The organism is Shinella sp. (genome assembly GCF_035998705.1).
GTDB lineage: Bacteria > Pseudomonadota > Alphaproteobacteria > Rhizobiales > Rhizobiaceae > Shinella.
The window spans coordinates 1-17,608 of sequence record NZ_DASYHH010000007.1; the positions used below are offsets into that span (position 1 = coordinate 1).

21 protein-coding genes, 1 tRNA gene and 1 pseudogene are annotated in these 17,608 nt (G+C 59.5%); 11 read left to right on the forward strand and 12 right to left on the reverse strand.

Annotated elements, in window-relative coordinates:
* Positions 1–328: 328 nt before the first annotated feature.
* From VGN93_RS01595 to VGN93_RS01620, 6 genes and pseudogenes are all read right to left on the reverse strand, one after another.
* Positions 329–616: pseudogene (locus VGN93_RS01595) on the reverse strand (IS66 family transposase); the annotation flags it as partial.
* A 148-nt stretch (positions 617–764) separates the two neighbouring features.
* Positions 765–1,139, reverse strand: a complete 375-nt coding sequence (locus VGN93_RS01600) for a tudor domain-containing protein (RefSeq protein ID WP_327506071.1) — start codon at positions 1,137–1,139, stop codon at positions 765–767.
* 764 nt (positions 1,140–1,903) lie between these two features.
* Positions 1,904–2,029 (reverse strand): hypothetical protein, encoded by a 126-nt coding sequence (locus VGN93_RS01605; RefSeq protein WP_327506072.1) that lies wholly within the window; start codon positions 2,027–2,029, stop codon positions 1,904–1,906.
* 116 nt (positions 2,030–2,145) lie between these two features.
* A complete protein-coding gene (locus tag VGN93_RS01610) occupies positions 2,146–2,982 on the reverse strand; it encodes a hypothetical protein (RefSeq protein WP_327506073.1) in 837 nt (278 codons plus the stop codon).
* 345 nt (positions 2,983–3,327) lie between these two features.
* On the reverse strand, positions 3,328–3,588 hold the full coding sequence (locus VGN93_RS01615) for a DUF982 domain-containing protein (protein ID WP_327506074.1): 261 nt from the start codon (positions 3,586–3,588) through the stop codon (positions 3,328–3,330).
* Positions 3,589–3,893: 305 nt separating this feature from the next.
* Entirely contained in the window at positions 3,894–4,085 is a 192-nt protein-coding gene (locus VGN93_RS01620; protein WP_327506075.1) for a hypothetical protein, read from the reverse strand.
* Positions 4,086–4,631: 546 nt separating this feature from the next.
* On the opposite strand from VGN93_RS01620, the gene VGN93_RS01625 reads away from it, so the two are divergent.
* The 3 genes from VGN93_RS01625 (at position 4,632) to VGN93_RS01635 (ending at position 5,878) form a co-directional block, all read left to right on the forward strand.
* The gene (locus VGN93_RS01625; RefSeq protein WP_327506076.1) at positions 4,632–4,874 is read left to right on the forward strand and encodes a hypothetical protein; all 243 of its coding nucleotides are present in this window, start codon (positions 4,632–4,634) and stop codon (positions 4,872–4,874) included.
* A gap of 17 nt (positions 4,875–4,891) precedes the next feature.
* Positions 4,892–5,119 carry a hypothetical protein gene (locus tag VGN93_RS01630; protein WP_327506077.1) on the forward strand — a complete coding sequence of 76 codons (228 nt, stop codon included), beginning with the start codon at positions 4,892–4,894 and terminating at the stop codon, positions 5,117–5,119.
* A gap of 618 nt (positions 5,120–5,737) precedes the next feature.
* Positions 5,738–5,878 (forward strand): hypothetical protein, encoded by a 141-nt coding sequence (locus VGN93_RS01635; protein WP_327506078.1) that lies wholly within the window; start codon positions 5,738–5,740, stop codon positions 5,876–5,878.
* Between the two features lie 51 nt (positions 5,879–5,929).
* Here the strand turns inward: VGN93_RS01635 and VGN93_RS01640 are convergent, their stop codons facing one another.
* The 3 genes from VGN93_RS01640 to VGN93_RS01650 form a co-directional block, all read right to left on the reverse strand.
* Positions 5,930–6,082, reverse strand: coding sequence for a hypothetical protein (locus VGN93_RS01640; RefSeq protein ID WP_327506080.1), 153 nt, complete (start codon positions 6,080–6,082; stop codon positions 5,930–5,932).
* Between the two features lie 279 nt (positions 6,083–6,361).
* A complete protein-coding gene (locus tag VGN93_RS01645; RefSeq protein WP_327506081.1) occupies positions 6,362–6,682 on the reverse strand; it encodes a hypothetical protein in 321 nt (106 codons plus the stop codon).
* Positions 6,683–6,771: 89 nt separating this feature from the next.
* Positions 6,772–7,443, reverse strand: coding sequence for an SOS response-associated peptidase (locus VGN93_RS01650; RefSeq protein ID WP_327506082.1), 672 nt, complete (start codon positions 7,441–7,443; stop codon positions 6,772–6,774).
* Between the two features lie 342 nt (positions 7,444–7,785).
* Here VGN93_RS01650 and VGN93_RS01655 point away from each other — a divergent pair, with 342 nt between their 5' ends.
* The 5 genes from VGN93_RS01655 (at position 7,786) to VGN93_RS01670 (ending at position 12,217) form a co-directional block, all read left to right on the forward strand.
* Positions 7,786–8,022 carry a hypothetical protein gene (locus tag VGN93_RS01655; RefSeq protein WP_327506083.1) on the forward strand — a complete coding sequence of 79 codons (237 nt, stop codon included), beginning with the start codon at positions 7,786–7,788 and terminating at the stop codon, positions 8,020–8,022.
* A gap of 303 nt (positions 8,023–8,325) precedes the next feature.
* Positions 8,326–8,670, forward strand: coding sequence for a hypothetical protein (locus VGN93_RS01660; protein WP_327506084.1), 345 nt, complete (start codon positions 8,326–8,328; stop codon positions 8,668–8,670).
* Between the two features lie 384 nt (positions 8,671–9,054).
* Entirely contained in the window at positions 9,055–9,780 is a 726-nt protein-coding gene (locus VGN93_RS01665; RefSeq protein WP_327506085.1) for a hypothetical protein, read from the forward strand.
* A gap of 1,469 nt (positions 9,781–11,249) precedes the next feature.
* Positions 11,250–11,630, forward strand: a complete 381-nt coding sequence (locus tag VGN93_RS31265) for an excalibur calcium-binding domain-containing protein (RefSeq protein WP_414713995.1) — start codon at positions 11,250–11,252, stop codon at positions 11,628–11,630.
* 140 nt (positions 11,631–11,770) lie between these two features.
* Entirely contained in the window at positions 11,771–12,217 is a 447-nt protein-coding gene (locus VGN93_RS01670) for a hypothetical protein (protein ID WP_327506086.1), read from the forward strand.
* A 342-nt stretch (positions 12,218–12,559) separates the two neighbouring features.
* On the opposite strand, the gene VGN93_RS01675 is transcribed toward VGN93_RS01670, so the two are convergent.
* Both VGN93_RS01675 and VGN93_RS01680 read right to left on the reverse strand, forming a co-directional pair.
* Positions 12,560–12,934, reverse strand: coding sequence for a hypothetical protein (locus VGN93_RS01675; RefSeq protein WP_327506087.1), 375 nt, complete (start codon positions 12,932–12,934; stop codon positions 12,560–12,562).
* Between the two features lie 220 nt (positions 12,935–13,154).
* A tRNA-Gln gene (locus VGN93_RS01680) sits at positions 13,155–13,228 on the reverse strand.
* 247 nt (positions 13,229–13,475) lie between these two features.
* On the opposite strand from VGN93_RS01680, the gene VGN93_RS01685 reads away from it, so the two are divergent.
* From VGN93_RS01685 to VGN93_RS01695, 3 genes are read left to right on the forward strand one after another with little or no spacing between them, the layout of a single operon-like run.
* Entirely contained in the window at positions 13,476–15,014 is a 1,539-nt protein-coding gene (locus VGN93_RS01685; protein ID WP_327506088.1) for an exopolyphosphatase, read from the forward strand.
* A complete protein-coding gene (locus VGN93_RS01690; RefSeq protein ID WP_327506089.1) occupies positions 15,011–15,727 on the forward strand; it encodes an RlmE family RNA methyltransferase in 717 nt (238 codons plus the stop codon). Before VGN93_RS01685 ends, VGN93_RS01690 begins: the two co-directional genes overlap by 4 nt.
* Positions 15,727–16,110: a VOC family protein gene (locus VGN93_RS01695; RefSeq protein WP_327506090.1), complete on the forward strand. Its 384-nt coding sequence runs from the start codon at positions 15,727–15,729 to the stop codon at positions 16,108–16,110. The genes VGN93_RS01690 and VGN93_RS01695 overlap by 1 nt, the downstream gene beginning before the upstream one ends.
* Before the next feature lie 3 nt (positions 16,111–16,113).
* Here the strand turns inward: VGN93_RS01695 and VGN93_RS01700 are convergent, their stop codons facing one another.
* A complete protein-coding gene (locus VGN93_RS01700) occupies positions 16,114–17,517 on the reverse strand; it encodes a DHA2 family efflux MFS transporter permease subunit (RefSeq protein WP_327506091.1) in 1,404 nt (467 codons plus the stop codon).
* Positions 17,518–17,608: the final 91 nt, after the last annotated feature.

Genomic DNA, 17,608 nt, shown 5'->3' on the forward strand with positions numbered 1-17,608 from the left:
AACTTCACACCGGCAGAACACCCACGCCACATCCCTTCCGAAGGGGGCGGCATCATCTCGGAACAAGGGGGCGGCTAATTCTCGGAACCGGGGGGCGAGATCATTTCGGAATCAGGGGGCGGATTGCCTCGGAATTTGCACGCATACCGAAAGAACCCGGTGAGCGAACGCCGGGTATCCCGGCTAAACGCGCCAGAGCAGCACATCGTCCAAGAGATTCCGCAACTGCGTATCGTCTCAGATACGTTGTGGAAGAGGGTGAAGCGGCGGCAAGCCAATGGGAAGGGCGCAGACGCCCGTCGGCTTACGGGCAAGTCTAGTCAGTCGCCTAAGTCCAAGGCAGGAGGCGCGCGACCTGACGCTGCTTATGACCATTTACAAGCGCGGTGAGCGTGCGGGTAAGGTACGCACTGGGATCGACAGCATTGAGTTTGCACGTCTCGATCAGCGAAGCGATGATTGCCCAGTTCTCTGCTCCGGCATCATGGCCCGCGAAGAGCGCGTTCTTCCGGTTCAGCGCAATCGGCCGGATAGTTCGCTCAACGCTGTTATTGTCGATCTCGACGCGGCCGTCGATCAGGAATAGCTGCAGGCCATCCCAGTATTTGGCAATATAGAGCGCGAAGCGATCGACGAAAGGGAGCCGAATGAGGCGTATCTCGCGGGAGGAATTGGCGCTTGACGAGAAAGTTATCATCCCGCTAATTGTAGCGAACGGATAGAGCGCGGAGGGGCAGGCACGAAACCTGCCCCTTGTTGGAAAGCTAGTTTGTGCGGCAGCGGCCTGTACGGGTCGTTTCCTTGTCGCCATCATCATAAGCGATGCCGATTTTTTCACCCGCCAGCGAGGCAATCTTGCCTGGATACCACTCACCAGCATTCTTGTAATTGCATTCGACCTTCATTCCGATCATCCAGTCGTAGGGTCGGACGTCGCCAATCGAGACCGTTTCTTTGTCGCCGTCGTCGTAGCGAATGGTGATTTTACCGCCGCCAATCTTGGAAACAACGCCTGGATACCAATAACCAGCGCCCTGCCAATTCCCAAGCACCCAATCGCCAACGGTCTGCGCGTGCGCGACTACGCTGCCGCCAGAGAACAAACCTGCGGCAAGCGCCAACATCACTAGTTTTTTCAAGACAAACCCCCTCGGGTTCCCACCCGCTTTCCCCGGCCGATATGGCTTGAGGAGCCGGCGCCTTTGACTACGGCGGCGGCAATACAGGAACGCGTTTAAACGCTTGATAATTCGCTCTTTAGCATTGGATACTTTGGGGCCATCATTCGAGTGGCATCCGCCGACTATCTCCCTATCAACAAAGGTGGGGAGGCCTTTTGACGAAACCTTTGCTTAAGGCGCTATACTACCAACCGCCCGGGCGAGACCAAGCGCTTCGTCTTCCACATCGATTTCCCACGGCATCGTATTGCCAGTCATAACGGCAGTTTCCCCGATAAACTGGAGCGGGTCGATAAGCGCCGCCGCTGCCGCAATTGTGATTGGCACAGTACGCAACGGCGCCGCCAACGAGTGCTACGGCTACAAGGGCTGCCGCAGCTTGATTTTGATTTTGGACGACTTGGAAGCACGTGGCTGGGTCGATACCGCGCCGGCCTAGCTCAACGTGGATTTGATAGCGAAGTGTCTCGTCTTTGCTCTCGACGTAGGATCTGCAAAGAGCAGCTTGGCCCACTTTTTGCGGATGTTTGCTCATTTCTGATTTCGTCGTCGTGCATGCGCTAAGCGCAAGCGATAACACGGCGGCTGATAGCCCCCGGCCCAAAGACATCCCCATGTCTCCCTCTCCCCCATTTCGGGAAAAGGAAGCATTTATTCAAGCAGGAGTCGAGTCATGACGTCGCAAATTCTGTGCCTCGATCGAGAGTTCGGCAGACACCGTTTCAGCCGAAACCCCGAAGTGCTGCGGCGACTACAGCCACGTTCATCAGCACCAACAGGCCGATCATGGTGACTGCGAGTGCGATCGAAACCTGCCTGCCCGCGGAAATACGATGTCGCTTCTGCAAATCTGCACCTCTATGCGTTTAACCTGAAGCGCGAATGAGCCTTCGTGTCGTTTCGTTCCCTCGGAACCGTAACGGGCGCGTGAGAGCCGCGCCCGGCTCTGCTTCGGCACTAACTGCTAGTAATCATCGACGTCCCTGTCGTCTGCCAACATGTCAAGAAAAGTAGTTCCGTCCCGACCATTTACAGGCGCATCAAGCGATGCCGTCTTGAAGTTATCGAACTCGCGATTGTAAGCCCGTAGGTATGCCGCCGCTTCTTTACCAATATTTTCGATGAACAACTTTCCTTCGAGCACCGCCAGGCACATCGTTGATACAACTTCGTCTCGTGCAAAGCCGGGTAGAGATTTTGAAACCGCCTTGTCGATCATCTTGAATATCTCATCAGGCGATCGACTAATTTCTCGCTTTGCCTTCCTTGCCATTGCATTGCGATGCTTGCGAGCCAACTCTTTGTCTCTGTTTCTGTGGTACTTTTCTCGCGCTTTCGCCCTTGTGGCCTCCACATCGTCCCAGTAGATTTCTCGCATCTTGGCACGAAAGGGCTCAGGGTTCTCTCTCCAGCGCTCTCTGAGACGTACGCGGTTATTTGCTTCACGGTCCTTGTGCCGCGCATGTAGCACCGGGTTCGTTTTCATTCGTCGATACCAGCCTCGCAGTCGGATGCGCTGTCTGTCAGACTCATCCATTGCGATCCACTCGCAAACTGGCACGCCAAACTCATTCAAAGCTTCTGCCGTGTCGTCGATACCTCGCTCGTTCCTAAAGGCCTGGAGCCATACGTCGCGATGAGGCGTCTTAATGTACGGGCAATCATCTTCTTTCGTTCGACTATCCTTACCTGCTTCGTGTCCTTTTAAGTCCGCTTTCTCAACTCCTGCACGCCACTGCATCTGACCGGGGGATAGATCGTCTCCCGTACGCGCACGGATAATCGATAACAGATTGGCCATTGCCGTCTCCTCATAACAGACCGGATTTTGAGCTGGTCGCGTCGGCCGCCGAGGCGGCGTGAATGCGGCGCTCGCTGTCGAGCGCGAGGTGACGCTCATTGTCTACGCAAGACCAAGGATGACAATGCATGGACCTGCGGCTTCAGCCGCGTAAGCGAAGTATCATCGATATGGGGCTGGGAGGAGTCGTGGATGGGGCAATAATGGGGCGTCCGGCATCTTGCGACAGGGAGCTTTCGGCGGTCCTCGATCGCCTGCTAAAGCAGGGGAGAAAACAAGCAAAACTCCGATGCCGCGACGCTCTCGCTCACACTGCTGGAGCGGGCCTATAGCAACGCCCCTGGCTCAATTGGAGTCGTCGGGCCTGACAAGCACCCCCGCCTCTTCGGCGGCTTTGAGAAAGGCCTCGCGCGCAGTTTCGGGATTTTCGTCGCCGTGAAGGACAGCAAGGCATGCCGCCTTTGCTCGCTTCAGTGCCTTGCCGTGTTCGACGGGCCAATGGTCCAGCAAGACGCGCGCGGCCTCGGCCGTGTTCGATATGGTCAGGTATTGGCCGACCTTCGGCGTTACAAACGTTATCGGATCTCTCCACGTTCCCGTTTCCATTTTGCACCTCAAGTGCCCCGCGCGGAAGCGGGGCAGAGGAGCTGAACAAGAAGTGGCGCTGATTAAACTGCAGACGAAAGCGATTTGTTCCTCCACATCGCCGTCACGCGCAGGGGGCGCCGCTCAGCTACTCTGGTCGATCCGCGTGGGCCGGAACCTCATGTGGTACAGATAGACGAAGCTCGCGCAGTCGACGTGTCTTTTCGTCCCGCGCGACGCGCTCCGCTTCCGCATGTTCGCGCGCAACTCGTGCACTCTCGTCAAGATTTCCCCACAGCGACTTGTTCGGCGCGCGTCTTAGCCTGTCATTCATCAGTGATCCCTTCCTGTTCGGTGTCCACCACCTTCGGCAAGCCCAGACGCATACGCTGACTGTTAAGCCAGTTCATCGCGTGGCTTTTGACCGAGAAAGCTGTCCTTGTCCGGATGCCGTTTTCCGTAAGCACGACAACCCATTCGTCGCCGTCCTGGAAAAGATCGATGGAGCTCGACTGCATAGCCGCCCCCTTCCTGTCCTGGGCGAAAGCTTGGTAGCAAACAGCGACGGCGCCCGTAGTGTAGGCCATCGATACCAACAGCTTATGCCTACCCGGCAACAGAGTCTAATCTGTTTTTTGGTGCGTTACCGTACCAAATGCGGCTGCGTACAGGTCTAGCGCCGCGGCACTGGCCCCCCTGAGAAATATTTTCTGGCCGCGTCTTCTATCACCGATCGGTGCTTTATCGGTTCGTACGAACCATCTGGGAAGTTCTCAAGCAGGTACTTTGCGAACGATTTGCGCGCGTCAGGCGACTTGCTGAACCACGGCTCGGAAGCAATCTCCTCGAATACCTCCTTCATGGCATCAAGCTCTTCTGGCTGATATATCCCGCGGCCGGTCCCAAAACTTGTCATGCGACACCCCTCTAAGTGGTCCAGACGTAGGTGCAATATTCGCCTGGTGCAACTGGAACAAACCAACACGCGTCCGGTTCTGTGCGCGAGCGGCACCGGATCGACGCAACGTGATCGATCGCATGAACGTCGCTGTCACGGAGATGACATGACGCGGATAGATTCCCCCAAGAATCCCCCAGAGCTTGGCGACCGTCAACTCGAATGCGAACTGGCGCTGGAGGACGCGATGAGGCAACTGGTCGATGACGCCGTCGTTGCGGGTTGGGCGCCAAGAGAGGTATTCGCTGCGCTCCGAAGCTTGGTCGGAAACCAGCGTGACGCTTATGGCGAAGACCCCGACCCGGCTGACGATCCCAATTGGGTCACCGCATCGACACCGAGCGCTTGAGAAGGTGAGGTCGTGCGATGACGGGACAGGGCAAGAGCGACCATCAGCGGTGCAAGGAAGCCGTCCTCAAAGAGTTGGCCACCATGGGCGCGACCCTGGACAAGCCGATCGATCTCTACCTCATCGGGCCGACGCTGGTTCTGGCGGGCTTCACAGAGCAGCAAATAGTCAATGCGCTGGATAGCCTCGTGTACGACAAGCGGATCGAATATGCTGGCGGAAATCGGGTGCGGCTGACGCGGTAAAGAGAAAAGGGGCCGCCGACGAGCGTTAAGCGACCCCCGATGCGGCCGCGGCTGGGATACCAGCAAGACCATCGGCTGAGGAACTAGCCTTGCTTGGCCGCTCGTACCGAGCCGCGTACAGCGAACCTTGTTCCATTCGCCTGTCGGCACCTTCTAGCGCTCTATTCGGTAGAGGAAAGCGCTCGCCTCCGCCTTGCTCGCGCGCCTCTGCTCGACCAGGTGTGTTAGCACAAGGGCGATTATCTCTTCGTCGCTTTCCGATGCAAGAGCCTCGCATCTAACCGGGACAACGGCCAAGAGGGTGCGATCACCGGTGTAGACCTTCACAATAACGACAGGCGGCATCGCAACTCCCCTGGACAATCGAGCGCCCCTCGTCGTCGAGACGGTCGACATCAATCGGGCCGATCCAACCCGTACAGGAGCGGGTCGTTCCATCAGCCCAATTTGTTCCATGCGCGTCCCGGGCCGCTCAGCCCGAAGGCTTGTCATGCTGATCTACGGCGAACGGTGGAGGGGGCCATCCTTCTATAGGCTGCGCGGCGGGTGTATGGTGGAGCGATGGAAAGCTTATCTCGCTTTCATCTTGGCAGGCACGAGAACGGAACTTGGCATGTAATGGATGCCAAGACGGGCGGCCCGGCTGAGCTTCAAATTGAAGGGAAATTCTATCTTCTTTGGGGGATGCCGAAGGATGAAGCTGAGAACTGGTCGCTTCTTCTCAACCAGATCGTGGCTCGACGTGGGCATCAGCCGTGACCACGGCGCGCGCATCGGGAATTAATCGAACACGCTATCCTACGTGCCGAGCTAAGACTGAGACGCCTCGGTCTTACGTTTATCTTTTCGGACCGCGTCCTTGACGCCCTGTTCTGCCTTCTTCACAAGTTCGTCGCGGTTCTTATCCGCGTCGTCACCGGTGCGTGCCGCGTCACTGGTTTGGTCTGCTTTCTTTTCGGTCATTGTTACCTCCATTCCGGTAGAGCCCGAACAAAGACGAAGCCTCGGTTGTTCCGACCTGGAATATGGGGGCTCCTTGGCTTTCATCCGGTCACGATGGCCGAGTTTCACAATGTGAAATTCTGGTTGGGACAAACAAAGAGGCCGCCTCAGTTCTCCTGAAGCGGCCTGTAATTCGCGGTCAACTGGTTGGGGACCATGACGGAGTGCAGACTGCTTGACCGCAATGTTCCAACGGCATCCTTGCCTATAAGTTCCGACTAGCTCGCTTTTTCGATCGTTTTACCGAGACGAGAATCGGGCTCTCTTGCGATCCAACGCGATTTTGATATCCCGGATCTGGTCGGCCGCTTCAAGGAGCAGAGTTTTGAACTCCTCATTGGACAGTTGGGCGACCATCCCAGTCGAGGTGATGATATTGACCGCGACATCAGAGTCTGCGGCTGCCTCGACATCACCGAGCGCCTCGCCACCCTCCTGAATGGTGATGTAGGCGCGGGTCAGCAGCATGAGTTTCTCGGAGTCAGTTAGCTTCCCCGCGATGTTTGCGGCGTGAACCAGTTCTGCGACGACGTCCGAAATTGCCTTCAACTGGGTTACCATGGAAGAAAATGCCCCGCGCGAAGCGGGGCGAGTGCTGAAACAGAAGTGGGGTTGGCGCTGGGGTAACTCCCCGGCCTCGGAATTGTTCCCTACAGGGAGTTAACAATCGGCGCCGGCTGTCCGGTGAAGCGTGAACTATTGACCTCGCGGCCGACGCGATGCATCCGCACATCCGCGTCGATATTCCGACCCAGCAGCATGCCCTTGAGGTTTTCCACGGGCGTGGTAGGGCTTAGCCAAGCGTCGAACACACCTGGGTCGAGAATGACAGGCATGCGGTCATGGATCTGGCTTATGGGCGCTATCGACGGCGCCGTGATGATGGTGCAGCTTGTGACATCGAGTTTGCTGTTGTGCGCCCAGAGCCCAGCAAAAGCGTAGGGGGCGCCGCCAGGCATCTGGATAAGCCACGGATCCTTCCCTCCGTCGTCCGCCTTGGTCCATTCGTAGAAGCCGTCGGCTGGAATCAGGCAGCGGCGGCCCTTGAATGCGTCTCGAAAGGCTGGCGAAGTGTCGACGGTCTCGATCCGGGCGTTGAACATGGCCGCCTTCGGCATTTCCTTTGCCCAGTGTGGCACGAGCCACCAGCGGCCATCCTCAACGATCTGTTCGCCGTTCTCGTCCAGGCGGACGAACGGGACGGTCTGCGTCGGCGCGATATTGTATCTCGCCTCCGTGTTTCGGCTCTTGATATTGTCGGTCAGCCGATAGAGCGCGACGAGTTCGCGCCATGACATCATTTGCGTGAACCGCCCACACATACCTTCCCCCTCACCCCTTCAGCTTCCTTATTGCGGCGCTGGTCTGTTCTCCAAAATGCATCGCCATGTGATGGTCCGCCAAGGAGGCTATAGCTACGCAGGCTTCGCCTTCATCCCACTCTGCCGCGACGGCTTTCCAGACCAGCGCCTGAAACTCGGCTTCGAGGGCTTCCTCGCATCGCAAGAAGCGGTCTTCCGCTTGCTCTGTCGGTTGGGGCGCGCGGATAGCCATCAGTGAAGGATAGGGCGGTAGCTTGGGGCCTGCAAGCTGTCAATTTCGCTAGCTTGGCTCGACCCGGTGATCGCCCTAAATATCCATCACAACCAAACAGGGAGCGCGCGATGAACAACCCTAGCAAGCCTGTCATTCAATCCTGCAAGGACGCGGTAATGGCCGAGTTGGTCGCTGCCGGCGCAACCCCAGCCATTCCAATTGATCTCTACCTCATCGGACCGACCCTCGTTGCCGCTGGCTTCACCGAGCGCCAGATCGTCAACACTCTCGACAGCTTAGAATATCCGAGGCGTATCGAGTTCACCGGCGCAAATCGTGTACGCGTGACCCAGGCCCCAAGGTAGGCGAACCCAGCGCCTTGCAAGCGTCGCCTCCTACTTCAAAATTCAGCGGCGACGCCCGCGCGGGTCTGCGCAGAGCCTTCCTTGCTTGCAATATTGGGGAAGGCGGATTGGAGATTGCAGTGCGGAACGCGAGACGGCTTTCGAAATCGTGCCGTTTTTTCACCAACGTGCCGCGAACGCGCGGTAGGTGCCGATGGCAGGACCCGTGAATCCTGGAATTGCGCAGCGCCGCAGTTTGTCTATTTTGCGCCCATGGAAAAGATAGAACGAAACAATCGGATCGTCGCGCTCAAGAGGCAGGGCATGTCAATCCCCGCCATCGCAGCCGAAATCGGCCTCAGCACGTCAGCTGTGCGCAACGTTATCGAAACGCAAGAAGACCGGTTCCACGAATTCCCGATCCCCGAGGGCATATCCCTTCGGGCAGCACGGGCCGTCTTGAACGCGATAGGCCACTGGCCGAACGCTGAGGAAGCGGAAAAGATTGCCTTGCGCCGTCGGGATCTCTTGCGAAGCGGATGTGTGCGCAGCAAAGACCTGAAGGAAGTTGACGCCTGGCTGGCGTGGGTCGAGAACCCGGATACGCCAGATCTCCAAGAGCCCGTTGCCTCTCTTCCCACAAACGCTCCGTTCTCGGGCTACCGCTAAAGGTTTTGTGCCGCGGCCTTCAACAGCCAATACAGCGGGTGTATGCTTCCATCATGGAAAGCCTATCCCGCTTTCATCTTGGTCAACACCAGAACGGCACTTGGCATGTGATCGATGCCAAGACGGAAGGCCCGGCTGAAATACATGTGAGTGAAAAGCTATATCTGCTGTGGGAAATGCCAAAATCGGAGGCCGAAAATTGGTCACTCCTGCTCAATCAGCTAGCGCCGCGATGCGGGTAAATAAGCGTAGCAGCGTGCGGCGCTGTTCATGACATTGCGCAACCTCAGCCGTGCCTTCGTTAAGACTTGAGCGACCTCTTTAGCAGCCGGTAAAATGGCGTGGTGCTAGAGCGTGAGTCGAATTTGGGTGACGGAGAAACCTATGACAAGCCTTGCCAAAATGAACGGCCTTAAAACCGGCTTCAACAAACTTGCGAAAGTGCGGGACATAGAGGCCGATGCCGATCATCTAGTCGTGTTTTCAAGCAAGAAAACCTTCATCGAATTCGACGGGGCGGGTCTGGAGGTCGCTCTGGACGAGAACGGCGAAATTATTGACGTAGCCGCTGGCGAAATCACGGCACTCAAGGTCGTTATTCAGGGGAAAGTCGTCATCGACCTCTCGGAACTTTCGGCTTCTGCCGAGGCAATGTACGACGCCATCTCTTCTGGTAGCCCCAAAGCGGCTCTCGAGCTAATTTTGGCTGAAAGCGGAACCATCTCCGGAACGAAATTCGCCGATCAAATGTTTGCAGGCGACGGCGCGGACAGGTTGTTTGGCTTCGGAGGAAACGACGCGGTTGACGGCGGCGCTGGTGACGACCTGGTTGAGGGTGGCAAGGGACGAGACAAGCTAACCGGCGGTGAGGGTGCCGACACCTTCGTTTTTAGAAAAAGTTCCGGCAGCGATGTCGTCACCGACTTCGGAAACGGCGATGACATACTGAACTTGCGAGGAGTCAAGTCGATTACGAGTTTTGAGGACCTGATGAGCAATCACGTTCGGCAGGTCAATGACGACGTACAGATCGCTGCGGGCAGCGGGATCAAAATTGTGCTCAAGGACTTCGATAAGGCGTCCTTTGTTGAGGCAGATTTTCTTTTCTAAGGAATTTATCTTTTGGATTCCTGGCGCTAAGAGCGAACCTCCGCGGCTAAATGGGGATTGTTGCAGCCAGGAATGCGGCAGGTACGGCAAAGACGGACAACGTAATCGCCAGGCGGGCCGCTAGCTTGAGCTTTCTCACGCGCGCGGCGCGGACGGGGTCCCATTCATAGACCACAGGTAACCTCCAAGGTGCTTCATGCAACGATGGGCGGCGAATCCGCGATGAGGCGGCGGGCCGCAAGCCGTTTTCCATGCGAAACTTGCCTGAAGCTGGAGGATCTAGCACGGGGCGGGGCCGCGCGGAAACGGAGGCCCTCACAGGGGCATGCCGCCGGGCCGATTTCCTTCAGCTCGGAGATAGTCTAACGGCCAAGCCTATCCCTCATTACCGCACTATCGAACTGCGAACCCGGTCGGTTGTTCCTCGGCCTTAGCCGCCGAGGATACTCTTCTTTCAAGGCCTCCGCTTCGAAAGAGGTTTCTTCGTTACGAATAGCTTCACCGCCGACGCTCGGTAGTCCATACGCCGGGTTCCGTGCGGTCCCTGCCATACACAGGTCAGCAAATCCTCATCGGTCCCGACAACCGTCATGACCTGGGTGTCGTACACCACACGGTCTCCGATCTTAAATTTCGTCTCGCTCATGCGTCTCCCCGGATGCACTGCAACTTGACTAAGCGCGTTCTGTGATGTCGAGACTGCTGTTCGATATCTCAATGCCCGATTGTTCGCGTGCCTCAAGCGGTCGCTGGCGGTGCACCTCGTAACCAAACGATTTAACCTCAGTATCTGAAAAGCCCCGGCTATCTCGAAGGATGGTCATAGCGAATGTTATAATCTCATCGGCACCAAGAGGTGCGTCGCTGTCGCGCGCTAAGCGCCAGCTAAATATCGGGACGAGCGCCAAGAGGCGTTTCTCCCCTGATGCGTACACGTTAACCGTTATATCGAGCATCTCCCAACCTCGCGGTGATACTTGCTAGACAGTTGACGTAAATTATTTCGCCGGAGTCAATCGGCACGGTCGGAGGTGTGTGCCGCCCAACACCATCTGCGGCTCGGGTTGTCACGGTAAAGTCACGCGGGACGGCCTCGGGCGGACAGCGAGAAATTGTGTTCACGGAAATTGCAAAGCCGCCCGCTTCATACAAGCGTGGCCCAAGCGGCGCCATGCTCTGACCGGCCCCGCGAAAGGTACGTAGTCGCTGATTATGCAACTTGACGTTATCGTGCCAATGGGCAATCGTCGCCTTCGACGGGTGGGAGCTGATTAATGCGTACGACACAAGGGAGCCTGCGAGCAATCGCGGTGCTCATACCGCTATATGGGTGCACGAGCACGCCACCAGCGGTAAAGCACGAGGGCTCGTTTAGGGACCGGTCAACCGTGCCTGTCGATGTCCTTTGGCGTGAGCTTGCCACCTCGCAGTCGATCCCGGCGATTTTCGCCATTGAGGCTGAGCTGGCTATGCGGGGGGCAACCTCGTCTGGAGACGAGTACCTCGGCCGCCACACAAGCGGCCTGATAGGGTCATCGTTCTACATCCGTAATAGCGTCGTCGCCGGAGATCGAGACTGTTCGAGCTTCGCATCAGCCGCAGGGGCCCAACGCTTCTTCCTGGCAGAGGGCGGCCCATATTCCGATCGTCACGCACTTGACCGTGACGGAGACGGAATCGCCTGCGAGTTCGGCAACGTGTTGCGAGCCAGTGTGGCCCGGCATCGGAAGCCCATGGTGGTCCAATCTCGGCCGCGCAGCTTTGTAGCAAGCAGCCAGTGCTTTGTCGGACCTCGCGGGGGGACGTACACCATTACCGCCAGTGGCAATAAGAACTATGGCGGCTGCTAGTCAGCAACGGCCACGCTGCTGGCTAAATAACAAGACGCGGATAGAAGGTGCGCGGGAGAAGCCTCGTCTATGCGATGTTTATTGTGTACGCTGGAGGCAACCGTGTCCGGTTAACGGCCACGTTCAAAGGGGGGGACTTGATGCTTGAGAGAAATGTGACGCTTCGTGACTTATGGAATCGAAAGCAGTTGAGCGGCGCGCTGAAATATCTTGATGCAATTCTCGACCGGCACAAAGAACTGCACCGCGATCTGGGCGAGTGCACGATCAGCATCGGCCTAATAGGAACCGGATATGGGCCGAATTATCGCCTCCGGCCAATCAACAAAATTGACGTGGGGTCATTCGAAGACCTGGCGCGAACGGGTGCAGCACGTGAAGGGACGAAAGAGGGGAAATACATTGCCTCTTTGACCCGAGCGTACAGCGGCAGGTCTCATAAGCCACTGTCTGCGGAGATTGGCGCGCGGGATGAGGAAAACTGGAGCGACCCACCCATGTCGGTCGCGGACGTTCTTCATCTCCGAAATGACGTCAGCCAGACGGAAAAGTCCTCCGCAAAATCGAAGCGCAGAGGATCAATCTAAACTCGAATGCGTCTGCCGCATCGGCGCCATCTGTCGTAGTCGCGGCGGGCAATGGCGGTAGCCAAGGTATTCCCTGATGCGGCTCGGGGTAGGGGGAAAGAGACCCGGCAAAAGGGGCAGAAACTGTCTCTTTTACGATGATCCGATCAAAGGCACCTGCATCATTCAGGCACCCCAAAGGTATGGAATCATGACCACACCTTGCGTGTATCACGCACATACCTTGGGGTAACTGCTGCCTATTTCCTGATCTTCATTGGCAGATGTCCCATCCCAGCCGGACGACCTGGCATCTACCCCAATGAATGCAAATGAACGCATCCACCCTGGAAACGCCAGCATTCAATTCCGATGCTTCTGATCCCGGAGATAGGTATCAATAATTTTACCACCGACGATGTCGACTGCATCTTCACGCCCCTTGAGCGTCTGTATCTTGGAGGAGAGCAGATCCATGTCGCTCTTTAAGCCGGCGTAGTCCGGTTCAAGGCCGCGCAGTTCAAATTCAGCGCTTAAATCCAGGTACTGCTCGGATGGGGCATAGTGCGGCCCGGCTGCCCACGCATGCAACGCCGCCTCGTAGGCCGCCTGCAAGTTGACAAGCGGTAAGTGCTCATGCTCGCGTCCACGTCTCAGATAGCCTGCTATTTCGTCCATCTTTGAAGCCGCAGCGGCGTGACTGATTATCTGATCACGGAAGGCATCATCGATGGTCATGTCTGCTCCTACACAATAGTGCTGCCATTTTCGGCATGCGCCATCCGTGCAGGATATGCTCCTTGGAGCATGTCGCAAGCCATGTTGCACGGATTCGCCGTGGCCCGACGTGAATAGCTGGAAATGCAGCGTCTCCAACTGCAACATGTGGCAGTGCCTGATGCGGCAAGAAGCGAGACGGCGTACCGGCCTAAGCCAATGATATAATTAAGGAAAAGTTTGGCTGGGGAACCTGGATTCGAACCAAGATTAACGGAGTCAGAGTCCGTCGTTCTACCGTTGAACTATTCCCCAGCAACGGTTCCGGCTGGGCCGGCGCCTGTGAGGCGGGCTTATAAACAAACGGCGGGGAGATGCAAATGGTTTTTTTGGGAAAATCGTCGCCGGGCTTTCCTGGGCGGGTTCGGGGCCGCACGTGTCGTCGGTCCGTCATAAAAAGAATTTGGCGAACGGGCCGGGCACTGGTAATGTCGCGCCAACGAAGATCGAGAGAGCGCCTGCTTGCAGCTTTATCAGCTTGCGCGGCGCCATAGGCAGCAACGTGAACGACCCCGACAGCGGCGTGAAGCCGTCCGTTTCCGGGGCGCGAGATGCGGAAGATACGGGGCGTCCGAAGCGGTCGCGCCGTCGCAAGGGAAAACAGAAGGGCGCAACAAGTCCCTCTGCCGTTTCCCCGTCCGCAGGCCAGGCGACCGGTTTGTCCGGATCGGCTGAGCGCCCCAAGGCCAATGAGGCCGGTGATTCCACGCGCAGGAACAAGCGCCGCCGACGCAGTAAAACTGCCGGCAGCGAAAACGTGCGCCCGCTTGCGCCCGTCGGCCAGCGGGAACTTCCCGATCAGGTCCAGTCCGAAGGCCGCCGGAACCGCCGCAAGAACCGTGGCAAGAAGGCGCCGCGCGCCGTGCCGCTCGTGGCCGAGGCGGCCGTCGTGCACCCGGCCGCCGAGCCGGTCAACGGAGAACGGCCCGCCTTCCATGCGCCGGAATCGCGGCGCGACGCAGCGGCCCAGCGGCCGGCCGATCGCGACGTCTACGACGCGCCGCTTTATGCGGCGCTCGACCTCGGCACCAACAATTGCCGTCTGCTCATCGCCCAACCGACGCGGCCCGGCCAGTTCCGCGTCGTCGATGCCTTTTCGCGCATCGTGCGGCTCGGCGAGGGGCTGGCGGCGAGCGGCCGGCTGTCCGACGAGGCGATGGATCGTTCCGTCGAGGCGCTGAAGATCTGCGCCGCCAAGCTGAAGAACCGCAACATCCGCCGTGCGCGCCTCATCGCCACGGAAGCCTGCCGGGCGGCGACGAACGGCGAAGCCTTCCTGGAGCGGGTGCTGGAAGAGACCGGGCTCGATCTCGAGATCATCAACCGCGAGACTGAGGCACGGCTGGCCGTGTCCGGCTGCTCCTCGCTCGTCGGGCGGGAAGCGAAGTCGGTCGTGCTCTTCGACATCGGCGGCGGGTCTTCCGAAATCGCGGTCATCCGCATCGGCGACAACCGCTCCAGCCGGCTTGCCAATCACATCACGCACTGGACCTCGCTGCCGGTCGGCGTCGTCACGCTCTCCGAACGCCATGGCGGGCGCGACGTGACGCCCGAGAGTTTTGCGGGCATGGTCTCGGAAGTCGAGAACATGCTGGCGAATTTCGACTGCCCGGGTGAAGCCGTGCGCCCCGCGCCGGAGGATTTCCACCTCATCGGCACGTCGGGCACGGTGACGACGCTTGCCGGCGTGCATCTCGACCTGCCGCGCTATGATCGCCGCCGGGTGGATGGCGTCTGGCTGTCGGACGACGAAGTGACGGCCATGCAGGCGCGGCTGCTCTCGTGGGATTTCTCCGCCCGCGCGGCCAATCCCTGCATCGGCCCGGACCGGGCGGATCTGGTGCTTGCCGGCTGCGCCATTCTGGAGGCGATCCGCAACCGCTGGCCGTCGCGCCGCATGCGCGTCGCCGACCGCGGCCTGCGCGAGGGCCTGCTCACCGACATGATGGCCGATGACGGCGTCTGGCGCCGCGGCCGCCACCGCCGCAACCACCGCGGCGGCCCCCGCAATCCGGCAAAGCCCGAAGGACAGCCGTCATGACCAAGCCCCCCATCGGCCGCAAGCTCGGCCAGAAGGTCAAGAAGGGCAAGCTCAAGGCGTCGTCCCGCCGCTGGCTCGAGCGCCACATCAACGACCCCTATGTGCAGCGTGCCAAGCTCGAAGGCTACCGCGCGCGCGCGGCCTTCAAGCTGCTGGAGATCGACGAGAAGCACCATATCCTCGCCGGCGCCAGGCGTATCATCGACTTGGGTGCGGCCCCCGGCAGCTGGTCGCAGATCGCCGCCAAGGTGACGGATTCGACCGATGCCGACCCGCGCGTCGCGGCGATCGACTTTCTGGAGGTGGACCCGCTTCCGGGCGTGCGCATCCTCCATATGGACTTTCTGGAGCCCGACGCGCCGGAAAAGCTGATCGAGGCGGTCGGCGGTACGCCGGATCTGGTCATGTCCGACATGGCGGCGCCGACGACCGGCCATCGCCAGACGGACCACATCCGCACCATGCATCTCTGTGAGGTCGCAGCTCACTTCGCGATCGAGGTTCTGGCCGAGGGCGGGCACTTCCTGGCAAAGACCTTCCAGGGCGGCACCGAGCGTGATCTGCTCAACCTGCTGAAACAGAATTTCAAACAGGTCATCCATGTGAAGCCCGGCGCCTCGCGCACTGAATCGGTGGAAATGTTCCTGCTCGCCAAGGGCTTCAAAGGCCGCAAGGCGAGGGATGAGGCGGCCGAGACGCAAGAGGACGCCTGATGCTGCTCTACACGACCGTCGGCACCAACGACCTGCAACGCGCCGGCCGCTTCTATGACGCCATCCTGCCGCTCATCGGCTATCGCAGGCAGAAGGAAGGGGCGGACGAGATCGGCTACGCGGCCGACGAAGACGTGCGTGCCCGCTTCTGGGTCGTCGAACCGTTCAACCGCGAGCCGGCAACCTTCGGCAACGGCGTGACCATCGCGCTCGTTGCCCCGACCCGCGCGGCGGTCGATGCCTTTCATGCCGCGGCCCTCGCGCAGGGCGGCACCGATGAGGGCGCACCGGGCCTACGCCCGTTCCATGCGAGTTTCTACGCGGCCTTCATCCGCGACCACGACGGCAACAAGCTCGCCGCCGTCTGCGAACAGCCGGAATAAACCCTACTTCACCGCCGCCGTTTCCTCTGCCTCCAGCCGATGGCCGGAGACCGTGGCGCCGGCATTCTTGGCCATGGCGATGAAGGGGATGACGGCGGTGAGCGTGATCGCCGATATCACCATGAAGGCGATCTGGAAATCGCGCAGCTCCAGCGGCGAGCCGGTGAGCGAGGTCTCGATTTCGAGGATCGCGCCGGCCACCGCGACGCCCATGGCGAGGCTGATCTGCTGGAGCACGGCGCTCATCGAGGTCGCCTTGCTGGCGTCCTCGTCCGGGATGTCGGCGAAGGAGAGCGCGTTCACGCTGGTGAAGAAGAAGGAGCGCGCAAAGCCCGCGACGAGAAGCACCAGGGCCATGAACCAGAAGGGTGTCGCGGGCGTGAACAGGCCGTTGACGAAGGTCAGCGCGGTTCCGCAGAGGCAGGCGATGATCAGGGTCGTGCGGAAGCCGGCGAAGGTCAGCACGCGCTTGGCGAGGAATTTCGTGGTGAGTGCGCCGACGGCGCCGGTGAAGGTGACGAGGCCGGACTGGAACGGCGACAGGCCGAAGCCAACCTGCAACATCAGCGGCATCAGGAAGGGCACGGCGCCGACGGAGATGCGAAACAGCGTGCCGCCGACGGAGGCCGCGCGAAACGCGCTGTCGCGGAAGAGTTTGAGGTCGAGCAGCGGGGCTGGATGGCGCCGCGCATGGCGCACATAGAGCACGCCGCAGAGAAGACCCACCACGGTCGAGACGATGCCGATGATCGGCGGCAGCGCGGGCAAGCTGACCACCGACAGGCCGAACATCGTGCCCGACGCGGCGACGGCGCTGAGGAAGAAGCCGAGCCAGTCGAGTGGCGGCGGGGCTGCGGCGCGGATTTCAGGGAGGTAGATGCCGGAAAGGATATAGCCGACGATGCCGACCGGCACGTTGATGAGAAAGATCCAGTGCCAGGAGAAATAGGTGGTGATGAAGCCGCCGAGCGGCGGGCCGGCGAGCGGGCCGACGAGAGCCGGAATGGTGAGCAGCGCCATGGCCGAGACGAGTTCGGAGCGCGACGTGCTGCGCACCAGCACGAGGCGGGCGACGGGTGTCATCATCGCCCCACCCATGCCCTGCAGGAAGCGCGAGACGACGAAGGCGACGAGGCTGTCGGCGACGGCACAGAGGATGGAGCCGCCGACGAAGACGAGAATCGCCAGGCGGAAGATGCGCTTGGCGCCGAACCGGTCGGCCATCCAGCCGCTGAGCGGAATGAAGGTCGCGAGCGACACCATGTAGGAGGTGAGCGCGAGCTTGAGCGTGATCGGCCCGACTCCCAGATCCGCGGCGATCGCCGGCAGCGACGTGGAGATGACGGTGGAGTCCATCTGCTCCATGAAGAGCGCGACGGCGAGGATGAGGGGGACGATACGGTTCATCAGGCAATCGGGTTTAAGGCCCTCGCGCGGGCCCGAGCGTCTTCTGCGCCCCTTGTCGTATTCTGTCAAACCCTTGCCTTCACAAGGCCGT